Annotated in this window: 15 protein-coding genes; 11 read left to right on the plus strand and 4 right to left on the minus strand. The window is 59.6% G+C overall.

What is annotated here, in order from left to right:
- The first annotated feature begins 65 nt into the window (after positions 1 to 65).
- Both CA51_RS21450 and CA51_RS21455 read left to right on the plus strand, forming a co-directional pair.
- The gene (locus CA51_RS21450) at positions 66 to 1,526 is read left to right on the plus strand and encodes a TMEM43 family protein (RefSeq protein WP_145123208.1); all 1,461 of its coding nucleotides are present in this window, start codon (positions 66 to 68) and stop codon (positions 1,524 to 1,526) included.
- 12 nt (positions 1,527 to 1,538) lie between these two features.
- Entirely contained in the window at positions 1,539 to 2,087 is a 549-nt protein-coding gene (locus CA51_RS21455; protein ID WP_231745821.1) for a shikimate kinase, read from the plus strand.
- A gap of 121 nt (positions 2,088 to 2,208) precedes the next feature.
- On the opposite strand, the gene CA51_RS21460 is transcribed toward CA51_RS21455, so the two are convergent.
- Positions 2,209 to 3,933, minus strand: coding sequence for an FMN-binding protein (locus CA51_RS21460; RefSeq protein ID WP_197451374.1), 1,725 nt, complete (start codon positions 3,931 to 3,933; stop codon positions 2,209 to 2,211).
- Between the two features lie 249 nt (positions 3,934 to 4,182).
- Between CA51_RS21460 and CA51_RS21465 the strand changes: the two genes are divergently transcribed.
- The 9 genes from CA51_RS21465 (at position 4,183) to CA51_RS21505 (ending at position 19,429) form a co-directional block, all read left to right on the plus strand.
- Entirely contained in the window at positions 4,183 to 7,581 is a 3,399-nt protein-coding gene (locus CA51_RS21465) for an FAD-dependent oxidoreductase (protein ID WP_145123210.1), read from the plus strand.
- A gap of 36 nt (positions 7,582 to 7,617) precedes the next feature.
- A complete protein-coding gene (gene hisI / locus CA51_RS21470) occupies positions 7,618 to 8,031 on the plus strand; it encodes a phosphoribosyl-AMP cyclohydrolase (RefSeq protein WP_145123211.1) in 414 nt (137 codons plus the stop codon).
- Positions 7,994 to 8,470: a hypothetical protein gene (locus CA51_RS21475; protein WP_145123212.1), complete on the plus strand. Its 477-nt coding sequence runs from the start codon at positions 7,994 to 7,996 to the stop codon at positions 8,468 to 8,470. The genes hisI and CA51_RS21475 overlap by 38 nt, the downstream gene beginning before the upstream one ends.
- 140 nt (positions 8,471 to 8,610) lie before the next feature.
- Entirely contained in the window at positions 8,611 to 9,075 is a 465-nt protein-coding gene (locus tag CA51_RS21480) for a RidA family protein (RefSeq protein WP_145100724.1), read from the plus strand.
- An 11-nt stretch (positions 9,076 to 9,086) separates the two neighbouring features.
- Positions 9,087 to 10,016: a hydroxymethylbilane synthase gene (gene hemC, locus CA51_RS21485; protein WP_145123213.1), complete on the plus strand. Its 930-nt coding sequence runs from the start codon at positions 9,087 to 9,089 to the stop codon at positions 10,014 to 10,016.
- Positions 10,017 to 10,218: 202 nt separating this feature from the next.
- Positions 10,219 to 10,860, plus strand: a complete 642-nt coding sequence (locus tag CA51_RS21490; RefSeq protein WP_145123214.1) for a DUF2238 domain-containing protein — start codon at positions 10,219 to 10,221, stop codon at positions 10,858 to 10,860.
- Positions 10,861 to 11,468: 608 nt separating this feature from the next.
- Positions 11,469 to 13,085, plus strand: coding sequence for a helix-turn-helix domain-containing protein (locus tag CA51_RS21495; RefSeq protein WP_197451375.1), 1,617 nt, complete (start codon positions 11,469 to 11,471; stop codon positions 13,083 to 13,085).
- 289 nt (positions 13,086 to 13,374) lie between these two features.
- Complete coding sequence (locus tag CA51_RS21500; RefSeq protein WP_145123216.1) at positions 13,375 to 18,504, plus strand: DUF1549 domain-containing protein; 5,130 nt, start codon at positions 13,375 to 13,377, stop codon at positions 18,502 to 18,504.
- A gap of 70 nt (positions 18,505 to 18,574) precedes the next feature.
- Positions 18,575 to 19,429, plus strand: coding sequence for a hypothetical protein (locus tag CA51_RS21505; protein ID WP_145123217.1), 855 nt, complete (start codon positions 18,575 to 18,577; stop codon positions 19,427 to 19,429).
- 27 nt (positions 19,430 to 19,456) lie between these two features.
- Here the strand turns inward: CA51_RS21505 and CA51_RS21510 are convergent, their stop codons facing one another.
- The 3 genes from CA51_RS21510 to CA51_RS21520 all read right to left on the minus strand — a co-directional run bounded on the left by CA51_RS21510 (position 19,457) and on the right by CA51_RS21520 (position 22,851).
- Positions 19,457 to 20,194 (minus strand): DUF1028 domain-containing protein, encoded by a 738-nt coding sequence (locus CA51_RS21510; protein ID WP_197451376.1) that lies wholly within the window; start codon positions 20,192 to 20,194, stop codon positions 19,457 to 19,459.
- 177 nt (positions 20,195 to 20,371) lie between these two features.
- A complete protein-coding gene (locus CA51_RS21515; RefSeq protein WP_145123218.1) occupies positions 20,372 to 21,457 on the minus strand; it encodes a WD40 repeat domain-containing protein in 1,086 nt (361 codons plus the stop codon).
- 74 nt (positions 21,458 to 21,531) lie between these two features.
- Positions 21,532 to 22,851 carry a DUF1501 domain-containing protein gene (locus tag CA51_RS21520; RefSeq protein ID WP_145123219.1) on the minus strand — a complete coding sequence of 440 codons (1,320 nt, stop codon included), beginning with the start codon at positions 22,849 to 22,851 and terminating at the stop codon, positions 21,532 to 21,534.
- Between the last annotated feature and the right edge of the window lie 5 nt (positions 22,852 to 22,856).

A 22,856-nucleotide genomic window follows, 5' to 3' on the forward strand; every position in this document is an offset into this window, starting at 1 on the left:
CGGCGCGATGCGTCCAATCGCCGCTCGCCGGCGTCGACTTTCCGATTGATTTGACAGGTGCCTCGATGGCTCGAAACGAAAAAAGCCGCTGGGGCGGCATTGTGATTGGTCCCGTCATAATGCTCGCTGCCATGGCGGCACTCTGGTGCAACGAGACCCGATACGACTACTACAAAGCAGCCGCGAAGACGACCGAAGTTGCAGCTCCCGCCGATGCCGAACCGGGATCCAACTTCTCGCTCACCGGATCGATGGATCCAGGATTAACGTACTCTGGAAAATACGTCGATTCGTTCACCGGCTACCTGACCGTCGCGCGCAGCGCCGAAGTCTATTGCTGGGACCGCGATAAAGACGATGACCGCGTCCGCTGGTCGAAAAAATGGATGAGTAGCGTCGAGAACAATTCGCGAAACAGCGGCATCCATCAGCAGTGTTCGTCGACTTCGCTGACCCCGCCGGAATATCGAGTCGGTGAGTTGCCGGTCGACGGCCAGTTGATCGAATTCGTCGACCCCCATAATACTATTTCCCCCCACAGCCTCACCCTTTCCCAAGCCGGCACCCAGCTGCATCTGAAACCGCAAGGCGAATACTTCTACTTGTCCAAGAATCATTCGGACAACCTGGGTGATGAACGCGTTCGCTACACGGGAATCCCGGTCCCCGCGGTCGCAACCTATTTCGGCCAGTCCGCATCGGGACGGGGCGTCGCCGACCAATCGCACCGACGCACGGGCTTTATCAATCAGATCATCCAAGACTCGGGCAACCTCCACTACATCGTGGCCGGGGATCGAAAAACTGCTTTGGCGTCGATGAAGTCCCATATCCAACGGCTGAAATGGATCGTCCGCGCGATCGGCACCGCAGCAGTCGTAATCGGAACGCTGATCCTCGGTTCGACATTTGTCGGGTTCCTGTTCCACATTCCAGTGATCGGTCCAATCGCCGAAATGGGAGTGTTCCTGGTCGCCCTGCTGATCGGTCTGCCGCTGGCACTACTTACGATCCTGAGCGGTTACCTTGCATCTCACCCTTTCATCTTGGCAGCGATCCTGACCGGAATCGTGGCGATCATCTATTGGATTCGCAAACGCGGCCAAGACTCACAACAAATCCTCAAGCAGGACCTGGACCAGCAATACGGGCACCAGCTTAGTTACGAAGAGTTGAAAGATCTGGAGTTCTTGGAACTGGCGCAGCTGGCATTTTCAGACGCTAACCTCGACACCGGCGAAGCCAAAGTGTTGTCGCAGTGGGCTCGCAAACACGGCTGGGATAAAACGAAATGCGATGCGATGATCCAACGTGCCAAGGAGAATCGAGGGACCGAAGCGGCCGCGGAATCGAACGACGATCACTTGCAAAACCTGATTCGCTTGGCGATGGCCGACGGCTCGCTCTCCAACTATGAAGTCCGCACGATTCGCAAGGTCAGCAAACAGATCGGTTACGACGACAAAACGATTCGCGAAATGATCGACCGCGTCCGACGCGGGATCGCTACACCAACACCTGCCTGAAAGTAAACTCGCTTGTTGAATTCAAAACATCTCTATTTGATCGGTTATCGCGGCTCGGGCAAATCGTCGGTCGCACGTCTCCTGGCCGCTCGAATCGGTTGCACCTGGATCGATTCGGACGACGAGATCGAACGCCGCGCGGGAGTCTCGATCGCCGAGATCTTTGCAGCCCACGGCGAACCGGGGTTCCGCGACCGAGAGACCGCAGCGATCGAAGCGCTCAGCAAGACGCCGCCGCAAGTGATCGCACTCGGAGGCGGAGCGATCCTGCGACCGGAGAACCGCGACATGATCGCCCAGACCGGCCAAGCGATCTGGCTCGACGCCCGCCCCGAAGTGCTGGTCGAGCGGATCGAAGCGGATGCCACCAGCGCCAGCCGCCGGCCCAGCTTGACCGAGCATCCGATGCTGCAAGAGGTGCGTCAGTTGATGGCGTCGCGCGAGCCGCTGTATCGCGAAGTCGGCAATCTGCGGATCGACGTCAGCGACCAAACGCCCGACAAGATCGTCGAACAAATAACCAAGTTCCTCTCCGACCAAGCCGACAACTTGCTGGAGTAGAGGCTTTAGCCGACAACGCGCTGGAGTGAAGGCTTTAGCCGACCGCGCGCATCCCTCCGTTGCACGCCCCCAACGCGCGGGGCGGCGCCCACGCGGTTAAACGATCAGCCTCCAACGGCGATCAACTCAGATAGATCCCGATCGCTACCGCAGCCAGCGCCGTGACAAACAGATCGCCGCGTGTAAAACGTCCGCTGCCGCCGTGCCATCTCAGAAAGCGAAGCATCGCTCCGGTCGGGCAACCGTAATGGCAGTAAGCCATCGGAACAAAAGCTGACACGACAAGCCCGACCACCGCGACACTCAGCGTCGCCCAGCCGGCGATCCGGATCACAAACGCATCAAACGGCTCGATCCCGACCAGGCTGATCGGCAGATGCTTCATCGCCACCACCACGACAAAGACCAACAGGAGCGCGGGGAGCAGACGCAGCGAGCGGTCGATCCATCGCGGAAACTTCGCTCGCAACGGAACGCGGCGCAGCCAATCTTGAGCCGCTCCGAAGGGACACAGATGCGTGCAATAGACCTGCCTTCCGGTGAAGATCGGACAGGCCAATGCCGCCGCGGTCAGCAGCACCAAGCCGGGCGCGACCTGCCAAGCGACGCCGTTCTGCGTCCAGCCGACCAGCAAAGCTTGCGAGACCATGTCGGCGTTGATGAATCCCAAATAGACAATCAGCACGACTTGAAATCCGATCCGCAACCAACGCTTGCCTCGCAGATGCGTCAGCGCCAGCAAAAGAGCCAGCAGGACGACGATCGCAGTGCCGTAATCGCGCGGCGAAAAATCGTACCAACGCGGCGGTTCGGCCACCACGATCGGTTGTTCCGCCTGCACTTCCTCCGCCGTGTGGATCAACGCTTCGGCGACCTGAGTGCTCGTTTTGGTCGCTCCCGAAACCCCTTCGATCCCCGCGTCGACAACATCCAGCTCCGCGATATCGGCTAGCGAAAACCCTTTGAAGATGTTGAAGAAGTACTCGTCTTCTTTGACATACCGCACGTACGGTTCGTTGTCAAAACTGTGTCGGATCGCCGCCCCGACGATCCGGTGCTCGGGATCCAACGCAACCAAGGTATCGGTCGGGCCCTGGTATCCGATCATGTTATCGGCATGAGGCGAAGTCCTCAGAACTTTGCCCACCTCAGCCCCTTGAGCGTCTTGCACGATTTGCAAACTCGGTTTCTGCGGATCGTCGGTCAAACCGGTCGCCTCGGGGAAAAACGCTTTTGCTTCCTCGACGGTGATCGCCTCGGGAAACCGCGAAGACGGATTGGCGCCTCCCAACCGCCGCGCGATCCCGTCGATGATCGCCAGGCTGGTCAACGTCGCGCCGGAGACCGCGTCGACCTGCGGATGGCTGGCCGCTTGCCAATTCAGCCCGTTCAGACTGGTCATAAACCTTTCGTTCTCGACCACGTCGCGCGTATGCTCGCGAGTGTCGCCGCTGTGCAAAACCGACATCCCGAGAATTCGTTTGTCCGGCCCAAAGGCGAGCAACGTGTTGGTCGGGCCCGAAAATCCGATCACCCTGTCGGCTTCGGGAAACGTCTGGACGACAAAGCCCAACTCTTTTTCGTCGGCATCCAACACCGTCTGGCCGCCATGATCGGGATCCCACGGCCCCAGCGATTTGGCATCGGGGAACAATCCCGTCACCTGATCGACGACCAACGCCTGCACTCGATCGCCTCGCTGTTGCGCGACATACCAACGATGCTGATGATGGATCGCCGCGATAATCACCAGGAACAAGATCACGCGGTAGGAATGCAGGGCGAGGGTTTGAAATCGTCCCGGACGCTCTCGCCGCGGGCGTTCAACAATCGGTAGTTCGGTCATGCGTAATCGAAGCTCGTCGCCGGGAATTGCTTGTTTGGAGGAATGCCATACGGCATAATGGCGGGCAAATGAAGGCCAACACGAGGCCGCTGCGGGCCCGCAGTCTACCATAAATCGCTTGGGAGACTTGAGGCGTGATACCGCCACTCACACGGCCCGCACCTTCCGTCCCCGTTCCTCGCTAAAAATCCAGCCAGGCACAGCGTCCCTTTGCGACGCTTCCTTTCCCCAATCGATAAACCTTCCATCATGCAGCACTATCGCACCTCGATCGCCTTGCTTTGTTGGATCGCTTGCGCGCGGTCCGTTTTCGCGGAAACATCGATCATCGAATCGCAGCGTCAATTGCCGATCGCCTACCAGGCGGACGTCGTTGTCGTGGGCGGAACGACCGGAGCCGTCTCGGCCGCGATCGCCGCTGCCGAACAAGGAGCGTCGGTCTTCCTCGCCGCACCGCGACCCTATCTCGGCGAAGACGTCACCGGAACGCTGCGATTGTGGTTGGAACCGGGCGAAGAACCCGAGTTGCCGCTGGAACACAAGCTGTTCGATGTGGCTCCAAGACCGAGCCTGTGGGCTGGCCGCTTGCCGTTTAAATATGAAGCCGACATCGCCGCCGATCGCGCCCACGCCGAGACCAAACCAGCATCGCGGTTGACCGACGGCCGGATGGGCAACGCCGTCAACGATTCGATTCAGTTCAACGACACGGTCACGATCGTCGCCGAACTCGAAGGGCTCAAGCGAGTCAAGGAACTCCATCTGCTGGCCTATCAACGCACCGGCGTCTTCGAAGTCGCTCAGATGCAGGTCTGGACCTCTCCCAACGGCAAACTGTGGCGAGACCTCGGCGTCGTCGCCAACAACCAGCTCGATGGCGGCGTCAACGAAAACAATGGCGTCGACCTCGCCTTGCCGATCAAACAGCCCTGCCGTTTCATCAAAGTCACGGTGCAAAAGACGGAGCAGTCCGAGCGGATGCTGTTGGGCGAATTGGTGATCCTGGAAGATCAACCCGAGACCAAACAAACGACCAAACGACAAGCTCCCACACCGATGCAAGTGAAGTATGCGTTGGACCAAGCCTTGATCGATGCGGGCGTCAAATTCCTGTACGGTTCCCCCGTGACCGACGTCTTGCGCGACGAGCAGGGACAACTGGCGGGGATCGTGATGGCCAACCGGGCTGGCCGCCAAGCCGTCAAAGCGCCGGTGATCATCGACGCCACGATGCGAGGCACCACCGCTCGGATCGCCGGCGCCAAGTGTCTTCCCTACCCCAGCGGTCGACAGACGTTTCAACGCGTCGTCGTCGGCGGCGAGCTTGAGCCACAGCCTGGCATGACACTGACCTCTCCCGGCGTCGAATTTGGCACGCGCGATGGACTGCATGAATTACAGGTCGTGACGATGGAAGTCGACATGCCCGATGGCAGCTTCGGCTCCTTCGCCGCTGCCGAACAACAGCTCCGCGACGCAACCTTCTCGGCCCAGCTGGTCGATGAATCCGACTTCGCCTTCCAAATTCCACCCGATCCGATCGTCTCGGCCATCGCGGTTGAGGATGCTTCGTTCGATCCTGCCACGCTCGACTTGAAAGCGTGTCAGCCCGACGGCTTGGATCGCATCTATGTTCTCGGCGGCGCCGCCGGTGTCTCGCGGTCTGCGGCTCACGATTTGATGCGGCCGCTGAATCTGATCCGTTTGGGACAACGCGTCGGTCAAGCTGCCTACGCAGCGGCGAAAGCCAAACCAACAAGCGGCGAGATCGTTGTCGCCAGCAGCATCGACGCGGACGCGAGCCGATTGGTCGACGTGCGTGAATTCCTGCAAGGTGCACGACCAACCGATGAAGATCTACCAACGGTCAACTCTCCCGAGCGCAGTCTGCCCATCCTGGGAACCTACGACGTCGTGGTCGTTGGCGGCGGCACCGGCGGAGCGCCCGCTGGCATCGGCGCGGGCCGGCGCGGTTCGAAAACACTGGTTATCGAATATCAAGATCACCTGGGAGGCGTGGGAACGCTGGGCCTGATCAGCAGTTATTACCACGGATATCGCAAGGGATTTACAGCCGAAGTCGATAAGGGAGTCGCCGCGTTGGGCGGACCGAAGCGGCATGGCGGCTGGAATCCCGTGACCAAACGAGAGTACTGGCGTCGCGAAGTCCGCGCCGCCGGGTGCGACATCTGGTTCTCGACCCTTGGCGTCGGCACGCTGGTGAGCGGCGAATTTGTCAAAGGCGTTGTCGTCGCAACGCCAACCGGCCGCGGCGTCGTGCTGGCCAAAACGGTCGTCGATTCGACGGGCAACGCCGATGTCGCCGCAGCGGCTGGCGCCGAAACGATCACGACGTCGTCGGATCATGTAGCGATGCAGGGAACCGGCCTGTCGCCGCGAGCCCTCGGAACCGGTTACACCAACACCGACTACTCGTTCTCGGACGATTCCGATCCTGTCGACCAATGGCGAATGATCGTCTCGGCGCGACGCAAGTTTAAAAACAGCTACGACATCTCGCCGTTTATCGATTCGCGCGAACGACGGCGGATCGCGGGCGAAGTCTTCATCACGCCCCTGGATCTGATGAACCAGCGGAAGTATTCCGATACGATCGCGATGCACCAGAGCAACTTCGACACGCACGGCTACACCGTCCATCCCGTCTTCTTGATCAACTTCCCCGACAAGAAACAGATGACCGTGCCGGTCCCGTACCGAGCGCTGTTGCCAAAAGATCTCGATGGCATCTTGGTTACCGGATTGGGGATCAGTGCCCACCGCGACGCGATGCCGATCCTGCGAATGCAACCCTGCGTGCAGAACCAAGGTTATGCAGCCGGCATCGCGGCTTCGATGGCGGCGGAAGAAAACTCATCGACCCGTTCGATCGACCTCAGCGCATTGCAAAAGCACCTTGTCGAAATCGGCTCGCTGGAATCGGAGGTCTTGAGCCACCAGGATTCGCAGCCCGCCGCCGCGGACGTGCTCGCTGCCGCCGTCGAATCGGTCGTCCACGATTATCGTGGCCTCTCGGTGATCCTGGATCAAAGCGAAGCCGCCCTGCCGCAGCTGCGAACCGCCTTTGCGGCCGCCGACAACGACGAGCACAAGGTGGTTTATGCGAACCTGCTGGGAATGCTCGGCGATCCGACCGGCAGCGACGTGCTGGCCGATCTGATTCGGAAATCGGAGTGGGACGAAGGCTGGAACTTCCGCGGCATGGGGCAATACGGCGGCAGCATCTCGCGACTCGATTCGCACATCATCGCGTTGGGGAAATCGGGAGACGACGACGCGCTGGCGACGATCCTGGAAAAGGTGAACCAGTTGGATGCGTCGAAAGAGTTCTCGCATCACCGCGCCGTCGCGATGGCGTTGGAGACGATCGGCGATCCGAAAGCGGCTGAGCCACTGGCCCAGCTGTTGCGAAAACCCGGCATGATGGGGCACGCGATCACCGACATCAACGCAACGGCCAGCACTTCGGGGAATGAAACCCGCAGCCAACCGCTCCGCGAAATCATCCTCGCCCGAGCGTTGTACCGCTGTGGCGATCATGAAGGGCTTGGCCAACAGATCCTCAACACGTACAAAAAGGATCTGCGGGGCCTGTTTGCCAAGCATGCCACCGCCGTGCTTCAATAGAATGACTTGCTTGCGATCCCTGCTCGAGGAACTCCAATGACCGACGCCCCCGCCATTCCTGACTTCTCGCGCGGCGTCGATGGCCTGCTGCCAGCAATCGCTCAGGATGCTGACAACGGCCGCGTCTTGATGCTCGCCTGGATGAATCCCCAGGCGTGGGAAGAGACATTGGAGACGGGGCAAGCGACCTACTGGAGTCGCAGCCGCGGCCAGTTGTGGCGCAAAGGAGAGACCAGCGGTCATCGTCAACGCGTGACCGAGATCCGCGTCGACTGCGATGCCGATACGATTCTGTTGAGCGTCGAGCAGACGGGAGCCGCCTGCCACGATGGCTTTGCCAGCTGTTTCTATCGCGCGATTCAAACCGATGGCACGGCGAAGGTCGCCGATTCACGCTTGGTGGACCCCAACGATGTTTACGGAAAAGGCAGCGACGCACCCTCCGCGTGATCGCACCAGCAACGACAACCCCGCCGCGCGACGCGTTCGGTTTGTCCTCGCCGTGGCGGCGATCGGTTTGTTGAACCTCAGCTTCACGGCAATGGTCGCGTTCAATGGCGATGCGTCGGCGACAAAGGCCAGCCTGCTGTTCCTGGGATATCTCGCCCTGCAAGCGATTCTGATCATCCAGCTGGCGAAATTGCTGTATCGCCAACACGGAGTCCGCCAGTTGCGATTTGGCGTTTCCGCCCTGATGATCCTGACAGCGATCTGCGCCCTGCCGATGGGCGTCGTGCGGATCGCGATGACCGGCGGCTCGGCAGCTCGCGCCGACTGGGCGTTCTACTACGGTTTGACCTTGGTTTTCGCTCTCTTTCCGCTGCTGGTGGTCTGCGAAGCGGGATGGGTTTGGCGCGCGGCAGTTCGCAAACGACGGCAAAGTCGTTAAGCTGTTCGTCGTCCGAACGCGATTCCCAACCGCCAGCAAAAGCCCCCGCGATGGGCGTCGCTGGCCCACGGAAACGTTCCGACGAACTTCCCACCTATTTAGCCAACCCCAAAAACTTCCCGACGATCTAGGAATCAACGATGAGTGCCGAAGCGAATTTGGAAAAACTGAACCTGGAACTTCCCCCAGCTCCCAAACCAGCTGGCGTCTACAAGCCTTGCGTCATCGTGGGCAACATGGCCTACCTGTCGGGACACGGTCCTCTGAAACCCGATGGCAACCTGATCGTCGGCCGACTGGGCGAAGACATGGATCTCGAAGCCGGTTATGCCGCAGCGCGTCAAGTCGGCCTGACTCTGCTCGCATCGATCAAAGCCAACTTGGGCAGCCTGGATCGCGTGAAGCGCGTGGTCAAAGCTCTGGCGTTGGTTCGTTGCACCGATGCGTTCGACCAACAACCGGCTGTCGTCAACGGTTTCAGCGAACTGTTCCGCGAAGTCTTTGGCGAAGAGTTTGGCGTGGGCGCTCGCAGCGCGATGGGAACCAACGCGTTGCCCGGCGGCATCGCGGTTGAAATCGAAGTGATCCTCGAAATCGAAGCCTAAGGCGATATTTGATGACATCCGAAACTCCGCGCACCATCCGATTAGCAACTCGACAAAGTCCACTCGCTTTGTGGCAGGCGAATTGGGTCTCCGATCGCCTGACCGAAGCCGGACATCAGGTCGAGTTGATTCTATTGACGACGCGGGGTGATGTCGATCAACGCCCGATCGACGGCGCATCGGCTGTCGGAATGTTCACAAAAGGAATCCAACGGTCGGTGTTGGCGGAAGAATCCGATGTGGCGATTCACAGTTTGAAAGATCTTCCGACCGCGCCGACGCCCGGATTGACTCTGATCGCCACGCCGCCGCGGGCTCCGGTTCGCGACTGCTTGATCAGCCGTGGCGACAAGAAACTGGACGAACTGGCAGCGGGAGCGATCGTCGGCACGGGCAGCCGCCGCCGCGAAGCCCAGCTGCGCCACCTGCGTCCCGACCTCGAAGTCCGTTCGATCCGCGGCAATGTGGAAACGCGACTCGAGAAGCTCGATTCGGGCGAATACGACGCGATCATCTTGGCCGAAGCTGGCTTGCAGCGGCTGGAGATGCACACGCGGATCACCGAAGCGTTGCCGCCAGAAAAGATGCTGCCGGCACCTGGGCAGGGTTCTCTGGGAATCGAAATCCGCACCGACGACGGATTCTGCTGCACCGCTCTGTCGGCTCTGAACGACCCCGACACCCACGCCTCGGTCACCGCCGAACGGACGCTGATGCTGACGCTCGAAGGTGGCTGCCTGGCACCGATCGGGACCTACGGCCGAATCGTCTCGGGGCAACTGCATCTAGACGCCGTCGTCGTCTCGCGCGATGGCAAGCAGCGACTCTACACCCACGGCGTCGCGCCACCCGAAGAAGCGATGACGCTCGCGCGGCAACTGGCCGAGGAACTGCTGCAACAAGGCGCCGCGGCAATCATCCAAGAGCAACGCGACGAATAGCCGTCTTCGATTCTTCGCGAGTTCGGCTTCGTTTCAACGCCTGCAGCAATGCGGTGGAAAAGCTATCGCGGTGTAAGTGATGGCGAGCTGCGCCTGGTAGAATTTGTCCAACGCGCCAGCTGATGGTTCTTCGCTTGGTCGTTTGCCAGGTGCAAGTCGCTTGCGACCGTCGAGTCTCCGACAGTGCCAGAAACGAGGTACCATGATTCGCCCAACATCCCAGCGTCGACTCCGGATCATTGGGCTGATCGTCACCGCGGCGGCGATTCCGTTGTCGTTTGTCGCCGCACCTTATCCCAACGAACTCGTGCTACAGCATATCCCGACAGCGGTTGGAATCGGGCTGCTGACGGTTGCCGTCGTCCGTTATCACCCGTCGCGAAGTTCGTACATCTGCTGCCTGACGTTCCTTTGGCTGCATATCATCGGGGCTCGATGGATCTACTCGTTTGTCCCATACGACGATGCAGTGAAGATGTTTACCGGGCATACGATCTCGGAGACATTCGGCTGGCAACGCAACCACTACGACCGCCTGGTCCACTTCGCTTCGGGTGCACTTGGGATGGCCCCCATCTCACATCTTCTTCAGTCGTGGTGTCGCATCGCACCCGCGGCAGCAGCGATCCTGGCGATGGCGTGCGTCCTTGCCATCGGAGCCGCCTATGAGATTCTCGAGTGGCAGATCGCGATGCTCTTCTCACCCGAGATGGCCGAATCGTACAACGGGCAACAGGGAGACATTTGGGATGCACAAAAAGACTTGGCCCTGGCGTGGCTCGGTGCCGTCGTCGTGATTCCAATGATCTATCGCTGGAATCCAACTTCACAAGATCTGCGGTAACTCGCGATGCAACGATCGCCCTGAAGCATGCCCACCACATAGCCCGGTGCCGTAACCACCTTCTCAAACGATCGATCTATTTAAGATCGGTCTATAGTAAGATCGGATGCGTCGACTAGCGAGCAGGCAGCAAACCGGCACGCGACCTTTCTCTTCGACAGTGCCATACGCTTTCACATTGGGCCTCTCTCTCAACAGCCGAGCATACAAAGGCATTCAAAGCGAAGACGCAAGCAATCGCGAACAGAACCTTGAACACTTATTCGTTGAAAGAGGCCCCCCGCAGCGACAATTCTCAGTAACCTCATTTGCTTCGCGAGCTCCCCGCTTGCTTCGTATTCGCACCGCTAAGCGATTCTCTCGAGTCTTGAACGAGCCCCTTTGCCGCCCGTCCTGCCTGTCCGGAGACAACCATCGGAAGGGAACCGAGTTTCGCTTGGCAATTACCACCGCAAGTCGCCCCTCTTTTGGATCGCGTCACAATCGATCTTGTCCGATTTACTCGACCACGATTGTTTGAAACGACCGTGGCGACGGATTATGCTGAACCGATCGGGCGGATGCCCCGAAAGTCAACTTTTCATAATGACCTGGAGTCAGCCCACGCCATGGCCAACCAATTCGTCCCGCTCGAAGAAGCTGCACAACTACTTGGAATTTCAACCGAGCAGCTTGTGACGATGCGCTCCGACGGCGAGGTTCGTGCGTTTAAGGATGGCTCGAGCTGGAAATTTCCTCAGTCGGAGATCGACCGGTTGCTAGCCGAACAGCAGGACGACGGCGACTCCACACAACTGTTTGGCGGCGGCATGCCAGACGAACCTCTATCCGACGCGGAACTGAGCCTCGACAGCGGCCTGTCGGGGACCAGTGATCAAGAACCGGCGGGGGAGAGCGAAATCCAAGAGCTTGGATCGTCGGCAGGCAGCGATGAAGACTTGCTTTTGGCTAACGATGCTTCCAACGACACCAATGCCGCTGCGGCCGAACAGATCGCGGCGGAAGATGCTGCAGCCTCCAGCGACGAATCGATTCAACTGAGCAGCGGTTCGGCGAGCGAGCTGGACGAGTTAAGCATTGCCGATTCGGGAGACGACCTGATCGGCGGTCCTGAAGGAGACAGCGATGTCGATTTGAGCTTAGACCTGGGACTTGCCGAAGACGATCCGTCGGACGCGATGAACATCGACCTCTCGCTTTCCGAAAAAGCACTCAGCGATCCCAGCGACATCGATCTCTCGCTTTCCGAAAAAGCGCTCAGCGATCCCAGCGACATCGATCTCTCGCTTTCCGAAAAAGCACTCAGCGATCCCAGTGACATCGACCTCTCGCTACCCGACCCCGCAACCGGCGGTAGCGACCAGGAACTCTCCGGAGCCGACATCAGCGATCTTGGCAGCGGCTTGAACCTCGCCGAAGGGTCGGACCTGTTGGGCGGATCCGGTCCGGGATCGTCAGGTTCAGGATCGGAATCGGTCTTGAGCGACGACGATGATGACGACGATCTGGTGATCAGCGATGACGATGAATTGGTGCTCGACAGCGCCGGCAGCGACATCTCGGTCGTAGGTGGCAGCGGCATCAACCTGATGACGCCATCGGACAGCGGACTGTCGCTGGAGAGCGAACCGCTGGACCTCGCCGGCTCCAGCATCTCGGCGATCGATCTATCGAGCGAACTGTCGGATCCCGCATCCGGGTCGGGCTCCGGACGTGGCCCTGGTAGCAGCGGGTCGCTGGTCGATTTCAAAGCCGACGAAGAATTCCAACTCTCCCCAGGCGGGATCGGTCTGGAAGCCGATGACGATAGTGCGTCGCAAGTTATCGAGATCGAAGACTCCCAGTCGTTCGGCGACGCGATGGAGCTTGGTGGAGCGGAGATGCTCTCGGGCGAAGGCGAAGCAGCCGGCTGGGATCAAGCCGACGGAAGCCTGGGCGAAGACGTCCAGGACATCGAAGCAGCGGAAGTCGACGAGGTCTCGATCGACGAAAACGCGGTCGTCCCCGGCGACGCCTCCGTCGCAGCAAACGCTGGCGCCGCAGCTTATGAAGTCCCCTTCTCGATTTGGAACGTGATGTCGCTGGCTGGTATCCTGATGATGCTCTTAGCCGGCGGAGTCATCTCAGCCGACTTGATGCGGAACCTGTGGACCGACAGCGTCCAATCTGCCGACGTCAGTTCGCTGACCTCGGCGATTCTCAAAGCGATGGGAATGGATGCCTAACCGCTAACGGCGGTGCTGCAATTCGCAGCTTTGCACTGCCAGCCTCGCCTCCAATTTCTTGACTTGCAACCGGCCGAGTGATACGCTGGTCCGGTTGCTTGAGCCCCCGTTAACCGCGGGGTTAAGCGAGTTTCCTCGCCGTTTGCTCAACGTCGCCCCCTGCCTGCATGGGCTCCTGCCCCACGCTACCTCACCGGCAACTCACGCGGTGATGGATCGGCCATCGTTCGTCGGGTCTTTTAAAGGGTCCGGTTGATTGTGTTGCTGAATTTCTTGGAGGAGATGCCCGATGCTCGTCGCCCCCCCGCTGCGCCGGATGATTCGACGCATGGTTCTGACGCTGGCAACCTTTGGTTTATTGAGTCCTCTGCTGGCGGAGCAACCGCCGCAAACGCCGATCGCTCAACCCAGCTTCGTTCGCGATATCGAACCGATCTTGCGGACGCAGTGCCAAGGCTGTCATCAACCGGCCAAACCGCAAGGCGATTACGAGATGACAGCTTTCGATGCGCTGCTCGCTGGCGGCGAGTCGGGCTCCGCGGCGATCGTTCCCGGCAAACCGGAAGAGAGCTCCCTGATTGAACTGATCACGCCGGCCGACGGTGTCGCCGAAATGCCTCGTGGTGGCAAGCCGTTGCACGAGGTCGAGATCGAAAAGATCCGCAACTGGATCGCCGCAGGTGCGGTCAACGATTCCCCTCCCGCTTCCGGCCCCATCTACTCCGCCGACAATCCACCCGTCTACAGCAAACCGCCCGTCGTCCCATCGATCGACTTCTCCCCCGATGGCAGCCTGTTGGCGATCGCTGGGTTTCATGAAGTCTTGTTATTGGAAACCGCCGACTTCACTCAAGTCGGCCGGCTGATCGGACTCAGCGAACGGATCGAATCGGTCCGCTTCTCTCCCGACGGAACGCGATTGGCTGTCGCCGGCGGCCTGCCATCGCGGTTGGGAGAGATCCAGGTTTGGGACGTCGAAAAAAGGACGCTTCTGCTGTCGCGTCCCGCCACGTTCGACACAGTCTACGGCGTCAGCTGGTCTCCCGATGGCAAGCTGATCGCGTTTGGCGGTGCCGATACGATCGTCCGTGCGATCGATGCCCAAACGGGCGAACAGCAACTGTTCCAAGGGGCCCACGACGATTGGGTCCGTGCGACAGCGTTCAGCAACGATGGCAAACATTTGGTCTCCGTCGGTCGCGACATGACCTGTAAATTGATCGAGGTCGAAACGGAGCGGTTTGTCGACAACATCACGTCGATCACGCCCGGTGCGCTCAGCGGTGGAGTCAACAGCGTGGTGATGCACCCTTCGCGCGATGAGATCTTCGTTGGCGGAGCGGATGGAATTGCCAAGGTCTACCGGATCTTCCGGCAGACCGCGCGGAAGATCGGCGATGATGCCAACCTGCTGAAAAAGTTGCCCGCGATGAAAGGGCGGATCTTCAGCGTCGATATCAGTGCCGATGGAACATTGTTAGCCGCCGCAGCGACTCTCGATGGCCACAGCGAGGTGCGGATCTTCAAGTACGTTCCCGAAGCCAAGTTCCCCGCCGCCATCAAAGCGATCCAAGCCAAACGCATCACGCAACGTTCCGCGGAAGAAAAGAAGAAGCTGGAAGACTACGTTTCGTCGTCGATCGATCAAGTTGCGCAAGTCGAGATCCCGGAAACGGCAGTCTACGCGATCGACTTCTCCGCGCAGGGGCTATTGGCCGTCGCGGGAGCCGACGGACTGATCCGGTTGCTGAATCCCGAAGATGGCTCGATCGCCAAAACCTTCGCGGCGGTCCCCCTTTCCGAAGCGGCATCGCCCGCAGCGATCGCCGCTGGCAGCCCGATGGCTTGGGCTGAATCGCGCAGCAAAAAACTGCCTGCCGGAAAGCCGGAATCAATCCCCGCCGACGCCAAGCTAACGGGGCTGGTGGCGTCGCCCGAGAAGATCCAGCTGACCGGCCCTTTCGCCTACGTGCAATTGATGGTGCAAGCCGAACTGGCCAACGGGGAACGTGTCGATGTCACGCGGATCGCCGACATGACGTTGACCGATCCCTTGGCGACGCTTTCCCCCGGCGGTCTGCTGCGTGGAAGTGCGGCGGGGGAAGCGGAGTTGATCGTGCGGTTGCAGGATCAAGAGCTGAGAATTCCCGTGGCGGTTGCCGATTTGGACTCCGCCGCGCCGATCGATTTCGTTCGTGATGTCGGTCCCGTGATGTCGCGACTTGGTTGCAATCAGGGAACGTGTCACGGAGCTCAGGATGGCAAGAACGGCTTCAAGTTGTCGCTGCGTGGTTACGACCCGCTGTTCGATATCCGTGCGTTGACCGACGACCTAGCCGCGCGACGCGTGAACATCGCTTCGCCCGAGAGTAGTTTGATGCTGATGAAGACGCTGGGCTTGGCGCCGCACGAAGGCGGCGTCTTGGTCAACGAAGGGGAACCGTATCACGAGATCATGCGACGGTGGATCGCTGAAGGGGCGCGGTTGAATCTCGAATCGGCGCGCGTCGCGAAGATCGACATCCTGCCGCAAAACCCCGTCGTACAACAGATCGGTTCGCGGCAACAGATTCGTGTCGTGGCGACCTACACCGACGGGGCGACTCGCGATGTCACGCAAGAAGCGTTTATCGAAAGCAGCAATACCGAAGTCGCCACGCGCGACATCACCGGTCTGATGACAGCGGTTCGACGGGGCGAAGCGGCAATCCTGGCTCGCTTCGAAGGAGCGTATGCCGCGACGACGTTGACCGTGATGGGAAATCGCGACGACTTCGTCTGGGAACAGCCCGAAACGTGGGGCCGCATCGATGAACTGGTCGCTGAAAAATGGCAGCGAATGAAAATCCAACCCTCGGGGCTCTGCAGCGATGAAGAGTTTGTCCGCCGCATACACTTGGACCTGACCGGGCTGCCACCAACCGCTGATCAAGTGCTGGCTTTCACCGGATCGGAGCTGCCGTCGCGGGAGAAGCGTCAACAATTGGTCGATCAATTGATCGGCAACGATGACTTCGTCGAGTATTGGTCGAACAAATGGGCCGACCTGTTGCAGGTCAATCGCAAGTTCTTGGGGGCCGAAGGGGCGAAGCTGTTCCGCGATTGGATCCAGCAGCGTGTCCGCGACAACATGCCGTACGATCAATTCGTTCGCGAGATCGTCGCTTCCAGCGGTTCCAACAAGGAGAACCCCGCAGCATCGTATTACAAGATTCTGCGGACTCCCGAAGACACGATGGAGAACACGACGCACCTCTTCTTGGGCGTTCGGTTCAACTGCAACAAGTGCCACGATCATCCCTTTGAACGCTGGACCCAGGACCAGTACTACCAGACGAGCGCCTACTTCGCACGCTTTGCGTTGAAAGCGGATCCGGCGGCGGGCAAAGCCAAAATCGGCGGAACCGCGGTCGAAGGTGCCAAGCCGTTGTACGAGGTCGTCTATGAGAAAGAGGATGGGGAGATCAAGCACGAGCGAACCGGAGCGATCGCACCGCCGGTCTTCCCGTATGCGTGCGAACATCCGATGCCCGAAACGGCAAACCGCCGCGAACAACTGGCCGCCTGGATCACCGCTCCCGACAACCAGTACTTCGCCCGCAGTTACGTCAATCGGATCTGGGGCTATCTGACCGGCGTCGGAATCATCGAACCGATCGACGACATCCGAGCTGGCAATCCGCCGACCAATCCCGAACTGCTCGACTTCTTGACCGAAGGGTTTGTCGTCAGCGGTTTTGATACCCGGCATCTGATGCGGTTGATCGCCAACAGCCGGACCTATCAATTGAGCGTGGAAACGAACAAGTGGAACGAAGACGATGCGCTGAACTACTCCCACGCGACGGCGAAGCGTTTGCCGGCGGAGGTGCTGTACGACGCGGTCCATCGCGTGACCGGGGCCGAATCGCACATCCCTGGCGTTCCGGCAGGCACCCGCGCTGCGGCGATTCCCGATTCGGGGATCAAGTTGACCGACGGCTTCCTGGCAAACTTTGGGCGTCCTTCGCGGGAGAGTTCCTGCGAGTGCGAACGCTCCAGCGATCTGCAGCTAGGGCCGGTGATGGCTTTGGTTAGTGGACCGACGGTCGGCGCCGCGATCTCCGACCCTAAAAACGCGTTGGCCTCGATCGCTCAACAAAACGAAACGCCACAAGCTTTGGTCGACGCGATCTTCCTTCGCGTTCTCAACCGACACGCCAAGCCGGGCGAAGTCGAAGCGTTTGAAACGATCTTGAGCGAGATCGGTGCCGACCACGAAACGTTAGCCAAAACACTCGCCGAGCGTGAAGCCTGGTGGCAGGAAGAGCGAGCCAAGTTGGAACAAAAGCGGTTGGATCAACTCGCATCGGTCGAAATAGAACGCTCCGATCGGATCGCCGCGATGAAAACGGAACGCGATCAATTGGAAGCGGCTCGCAACGAACGGATCGCCGCGGCGACGGCGACACAAAAAGCTTACGTCGACAAATTGGATGATCATGCGGCCGCCTGGGCTCAGCAACATGGGGATGCCACGTCGGAATGGTTCCTGTTGGAACCAAGCGGCCTGTCGGCTTCCAACGGAGCGACTCTAGCTCGCCAAGAAGACCGCTCGATCGTCGCCAGCGGCAAGGCGGAAAAAGGGAAATACGTGATCACGGTGAAGACCAAATTGCAGGGGATCACCGGATTCCGGCTCGAAGCGCTGCCGCAAGCTGGCGTCGCCGGAGGCGGACCGGGGTTGCCCGGCAATGGCAACTTTGTCGTCACCGAATTCAGTGTCCAAGCAGCCGCTGCGGATAAACCGAAAAAGCTAGCGAAGCTGAAGTTGAAGGATGCCAAAGCCGACTTCACGCAATCCGGCTTCGATCCCGCTCAAGCGATCGACGGTAACGCGGGGGATCAGAAAGGCTGGGCCATCTCGCCCGCCGGTGGCACCGTTCACTGGGCGACCTTCGCAACCGAAGCTCCCGTCGGGCATCCGCAAGGAACGATCCTCACGTTCACGTTGGATCAAGTTCACAACGCGGCGGATCATCGCTTGGCAAGGTTCCGTTTGAGTGCGACGACCGATGCCCAAGTGCAGCTGGGATTGCCCGAACCGCTGTTGGCGATCCAGTCGGTCGCGTCGGAGCAACGCTCCGACGAACAAAAGAAACGATTGCGAGACTACTTTGCCAAGATCGACGCGAAACTGGGTGAACTGAACAAGGCGATCGCGGCGGCCAAGGCTCCCGTTCCCGCCGATCCGGTCGTCGTGTCATTGGACAAACGGATCGCTGCTTTGAAACAGCCGACGCCGGACGATCCAAAGATGCTACAGCTGCGGCTCGATCTGCAACAGAGTCAAGAACAGTTGGCGAACGAGCGTTTGACGGCGACCGAAGATCTGACCTGGGCGCTGATCAACAGTCCGGCGTTTTTATTCAATCGGTAAGCGGCGACCGACGTTATAATGTCGGCTTCGCATCGTCACCAACGCCGTTCAACGCTCGAGGCTTCCGGCCATGTCCCACATCTCACGTTTACTGATCATCGCATTGTTTACTCAGGTCGCGGTTGCGACGACCTGGGGGCAAAACCAATTGATCAGTGTCGAAGGGCAATTCGTCGGCGTGCGCGGCCAATTGATGCAGGTCAAAGGAAGCGACGCTCAAATGTACCTGGTCCTGCTGCCGAAGGAGCCGAACAAGATCCAGTACAGCGGAACCGCGGCAGCCGGTTGGCTCCGGCCAGGCGTCTTCGTTCGATTCAGCGGGATGTTTGACGACCGAGGTGTTGGTCAGGAACCGATCTTGGAAATGGAAGCCTTCACGCCCAACCCGCGACGCCCACCGCGCCCCGATCAACTGGCCGACGTCACGCCGGGAATCTATCCCGCCGAAGCCGGTGGCGGTGGTGGTGCTGCTGCGTTGTTCGGCGGCGAAGCGAAGGTGCAACCCAAGCAGGTTGGCCCCAGCAAATATCGAATCGTCGGCCGTGTCGCGGGGCTCGGCCGAAAAGGCGAACTCGGCGTGATGACCGGTCCGCGTCAGATCGTTCAGGTGCAATTGACCGAAGAGACGCGGATCAAGCTGGAAATGGAGGGCGCTCAATTTGCGATGCCCGGCGATCGCGTCGTCGTCGAAGGCTATGCCAATCCGCCAACGCTGACCAACGTGACGGCCAACTCGGTGCAGATCGAAGCCGCCGAACTGCTGGGCCAAGTCGCAGCGAAACCGGTTCGCAAAACGGCCAAACAGCGACGCGAAGAAGCGGCCGCGAAAAAGGCCGAAGCGGAGAAGCCGGCCGCTGAAATGGAAGCTGGCGAAAACGAAGCGGCCCCCGCGGAAGCGCCTGCCGAAGTGGACGACGCAGAATAACGCTCCCTGTTCGGCCGCGCGAGCAACTTACTGTGGTGTGGGAAACAGCTGCTTGTGCAACTGATACACTCGCCGCAGTTCAGTGATCGGATCGGCGTGGTCGTCGACGCGGATGTCGCGGTAGCGATCGTTCAAACCGGCGTATCCCCAGCCTTCGCGAGCGATGAACAACGCCGCCGATTGCATTCCCCGCTTCTCGCCGCCAGCTGCTTGGCCGGCTTGGAGTGCGTCGATCAATCGCGTCGCCAGTTCGCCTTGCGATTGTTCAAAGCCCGCAGCGATCGCATCGACCACTTCTTCCGAGACCAAGATGTTTCCTTGGACTGCATAGTGTCGACCCGTTTTACCGCCAGCCCACGCCATGCAACCTTCGCCCGTAAACGTGGCCGCGTTGCCGGTGGCATCGACGATCCCGATCTGGCGTCGCCCGCGACCGGGATCGTCGTTCGTCAAGATTTCAATCGCCTCGGCAGCCGTCTTCCCCTCGGCCAACAGCGACAAACCGTCGGGGCCGTACTGAGTGTTCGAAAACGATTGCGTCGCGATCGCACCAACGCCCGCTTTAACCCACGGCACGATCGCGCCGACGGCAGGAATTTTCGACTGCACCGCCCCCCCCAACTCCTGCGTCTGTGGATCGAAGGCGACGATCGAATAAGTCGCCACCGGCGGCACGTTTTCCAACGGCGACTGGGCCGCGACGCTTGTAATCGTCGGCGAGCAGAGAGCGATCAGACAGCAACACAGCGGGAGACAAATTCTCACAGACAGACCTCACTCAAAGACCGATTTTCCAACAGCGGCTACCAGCCTACCTCAACAAAGAAAAGACCGCAGCCCGATGCCAAAACTTCGATCGCGGGCAGAATAGCTTTCTGCTGATTCACTGGATGGACTGCAGAAGTCTTCCAACGGCAATTGGAGACGCCGCTTCAGCTTCAATTACGTGGCTTCGCTTTCGATCGCGAAGACTTCGACGCGTCCAAAATCAGGAAAGCCATCGCCTTTGGGTTTGGGTTTGGAGGGCTGTCCCTGCGTTCCGACGATCACCAAGTGCTTGCCATCGGGGGTGAAAGTCGCTTCGGTGGCGCGGAACCCTAGTTTCAGAATCGCCATGCGATCGCCGGTCTGCATATCGAACAGGGCGACGTTCCAATCGCCGCCACGCAAGCGGCCTCCCATCGCAAACATCTCGCCCGATGGATGAACCGCCAAGGTTTCCATCAGTCCTTCGCCGGCGTCTCCCTCGTGCGTTTGATCGATCATCTTCGGTTCGGCAGCCTGCCAGTCCCACTTCTGCCACAACTGTTTACCATTTCCCGCCATCGGATCACGCATCGGCCCCATCCCCGCCAGCAGCAAGTGCTTGCCGTCGCGGCTGAATTGCATCGCAAAGATCCCGCCCAGATAACAATGACTCTTGATGATGCCCCAACTGGTGAAATCGGACGTCGTCCACTGGGAGACCAATTCGCCATCCGCGATGCGATAGATGCGGACCTCGCCCATCAAATTTCCGGCAGCGACAAATTGATTGTCGGGACTGATCGCAACCGATTGGACCGATGGCACATGAGGCAGGCTGTGGACGATCTGCTTCGATGCGACATCGACCACGCGAATCGAAGGCTCCGATTCTTCCTGCGGTTCGTATTTGTAGCCGCCAGCAAGATACTGACCGGTGACCGATGCGAGGTGCTTTCCATCGGGCGAGGCGGTCATGTCCCAGGACCAGAAGTCGTGCAGCTTGACCGAATCGGTGAGCTTCTGTTCCGCAAGATCAAACCAGCGTGCGGTCCCGTCGTATCCGGCTGAGACGATCGTATCGCCACCGAGCGAGACGACGCTGCTGACATAATTACCGTGAGAGTAGAGCAGCTTGGGTTCGCGCGATTTATCGATCGAGGTCAGGTAGACACCATCCATACACCCCGCCACGAGTCCCACGCCGTCGGGCAACAACGCCATCGACAAGATGCCCATCGGCAGTTTGTGGCGATGCTTTTCTTTGAGTGTGATTGATTTCATGATTGATTCCGTGAGCTAATCCAAGATCGCCGCGCGACATTGCGAATCGCAAATCGCCTTGCCGATGGTGTATGTCAAACCAACAGTTGTTCGATCGGGGCGACCCCGTCTTCAACACGTGAAAATGTCGGCAGGTCGGGAAGGTCGTACTCCTCATGTGGATCGATCCCCAAGGCTGCGAAGATCGTGGCAAACAGTTGCCGGTTGTCGACTGCATCCTCAGCCACCTCATGCCCCAGCGGATCGGTCGCACCATGCACGACGCCGCCACGAATTCCGCCCCCCGCCATCGCCAAGCTCCATGCTTTGGGATAGTGATCGCGTCCGCGAGCTGCGTTCAACCAAGGCGACCGCCCAAACTCTCCCATCGCGATCACCAACGTATCTTCCAACATCCCTCGATCCTCCAGATCGGTCACCAATTGGTACAAGACGTTGTCCAATTCGGGGACCAGCATCTGATGCATCTCGTGCTGGAAGACATGGTTGTCCCAAGGCATGCCGTTGGCGACCATCACAAACGTCGATCCGTTTTCGATCAAGTGCCGCGCCTGCAACGCGTGCTGTGCAAACGCACCGGCTCCGTATCGCTGGCGATCCGCTTCGGGCAAAGAGTTTAGATCGAACAATGGCGCACAACTCATAAGTCCCTTGACCCGATCGAAGGCCGCGTTCAGCGAGCCCGCAGCTTGGCTGCGGCGATCGTTTTCGTATTTCTTGCTGAAGAAACTTCGCAGCGCCTCGCGATCCTGGTGGTCGATGTCCGAGATCGTATCGAGCTTATTCAAATTTGGAATCGAATATTCGCCGCCGGCTCGCACCGGACCATATTGTGCTCCCAACCAACCGGCCCAGTTCCCCGCCTTGAAGCCTTTGAATTCGTTCCCCTCCGGACATGGGTCCAACAGAATGAACTGCGGAACCGGACTGTCCAGATGTCCCAATTGCTCCGCCACCACCGAACCAAGGATCGGACGAACAAACGGCTGCCGCGGCTTATCGCCTCGCGTCAGCACATCGATCCCTTGAAAGTGTTCGCCCGGTTCGGTGCTCATGCTGCGGATCACCGCCAACTTGTCCATGATCCCCGCACACTTTGGCATCAACGAACTGATCTGTACTCCGGGCAGATTGGTCGGGATCGCGCCGAAGGGACCACTGAAAGGAGTCCCCGGCTTGGGATCCCAGGTTTCGAACTGGCTGGGCGCACCACACAGCCACAGAAGAATACACTTCTTGCCCCGGCGTTTCGTTTCATCGGCAAGCGCGGGGACCGAGAACAGGCCGTTGAAGCTGGCGACCGACGCTGCGCTGGCCGCCATCGTCCCCTGCAGGAACAAACGACGATGCAACAAGTGCTCGGGACTACCGCAGGTTTTGTGTGTATGTTTCATCGGAA

Origin of the sequence: Rosistilla oblonga (assembly GCF_007751715.1) — a bacterium.
Taxonomy (GTDB): Bacteria; Planctomycetota; Planctomycetia; order Pirellulales; family Pirellulaceae; genus Rosistilla; species Rosistilla oblonga.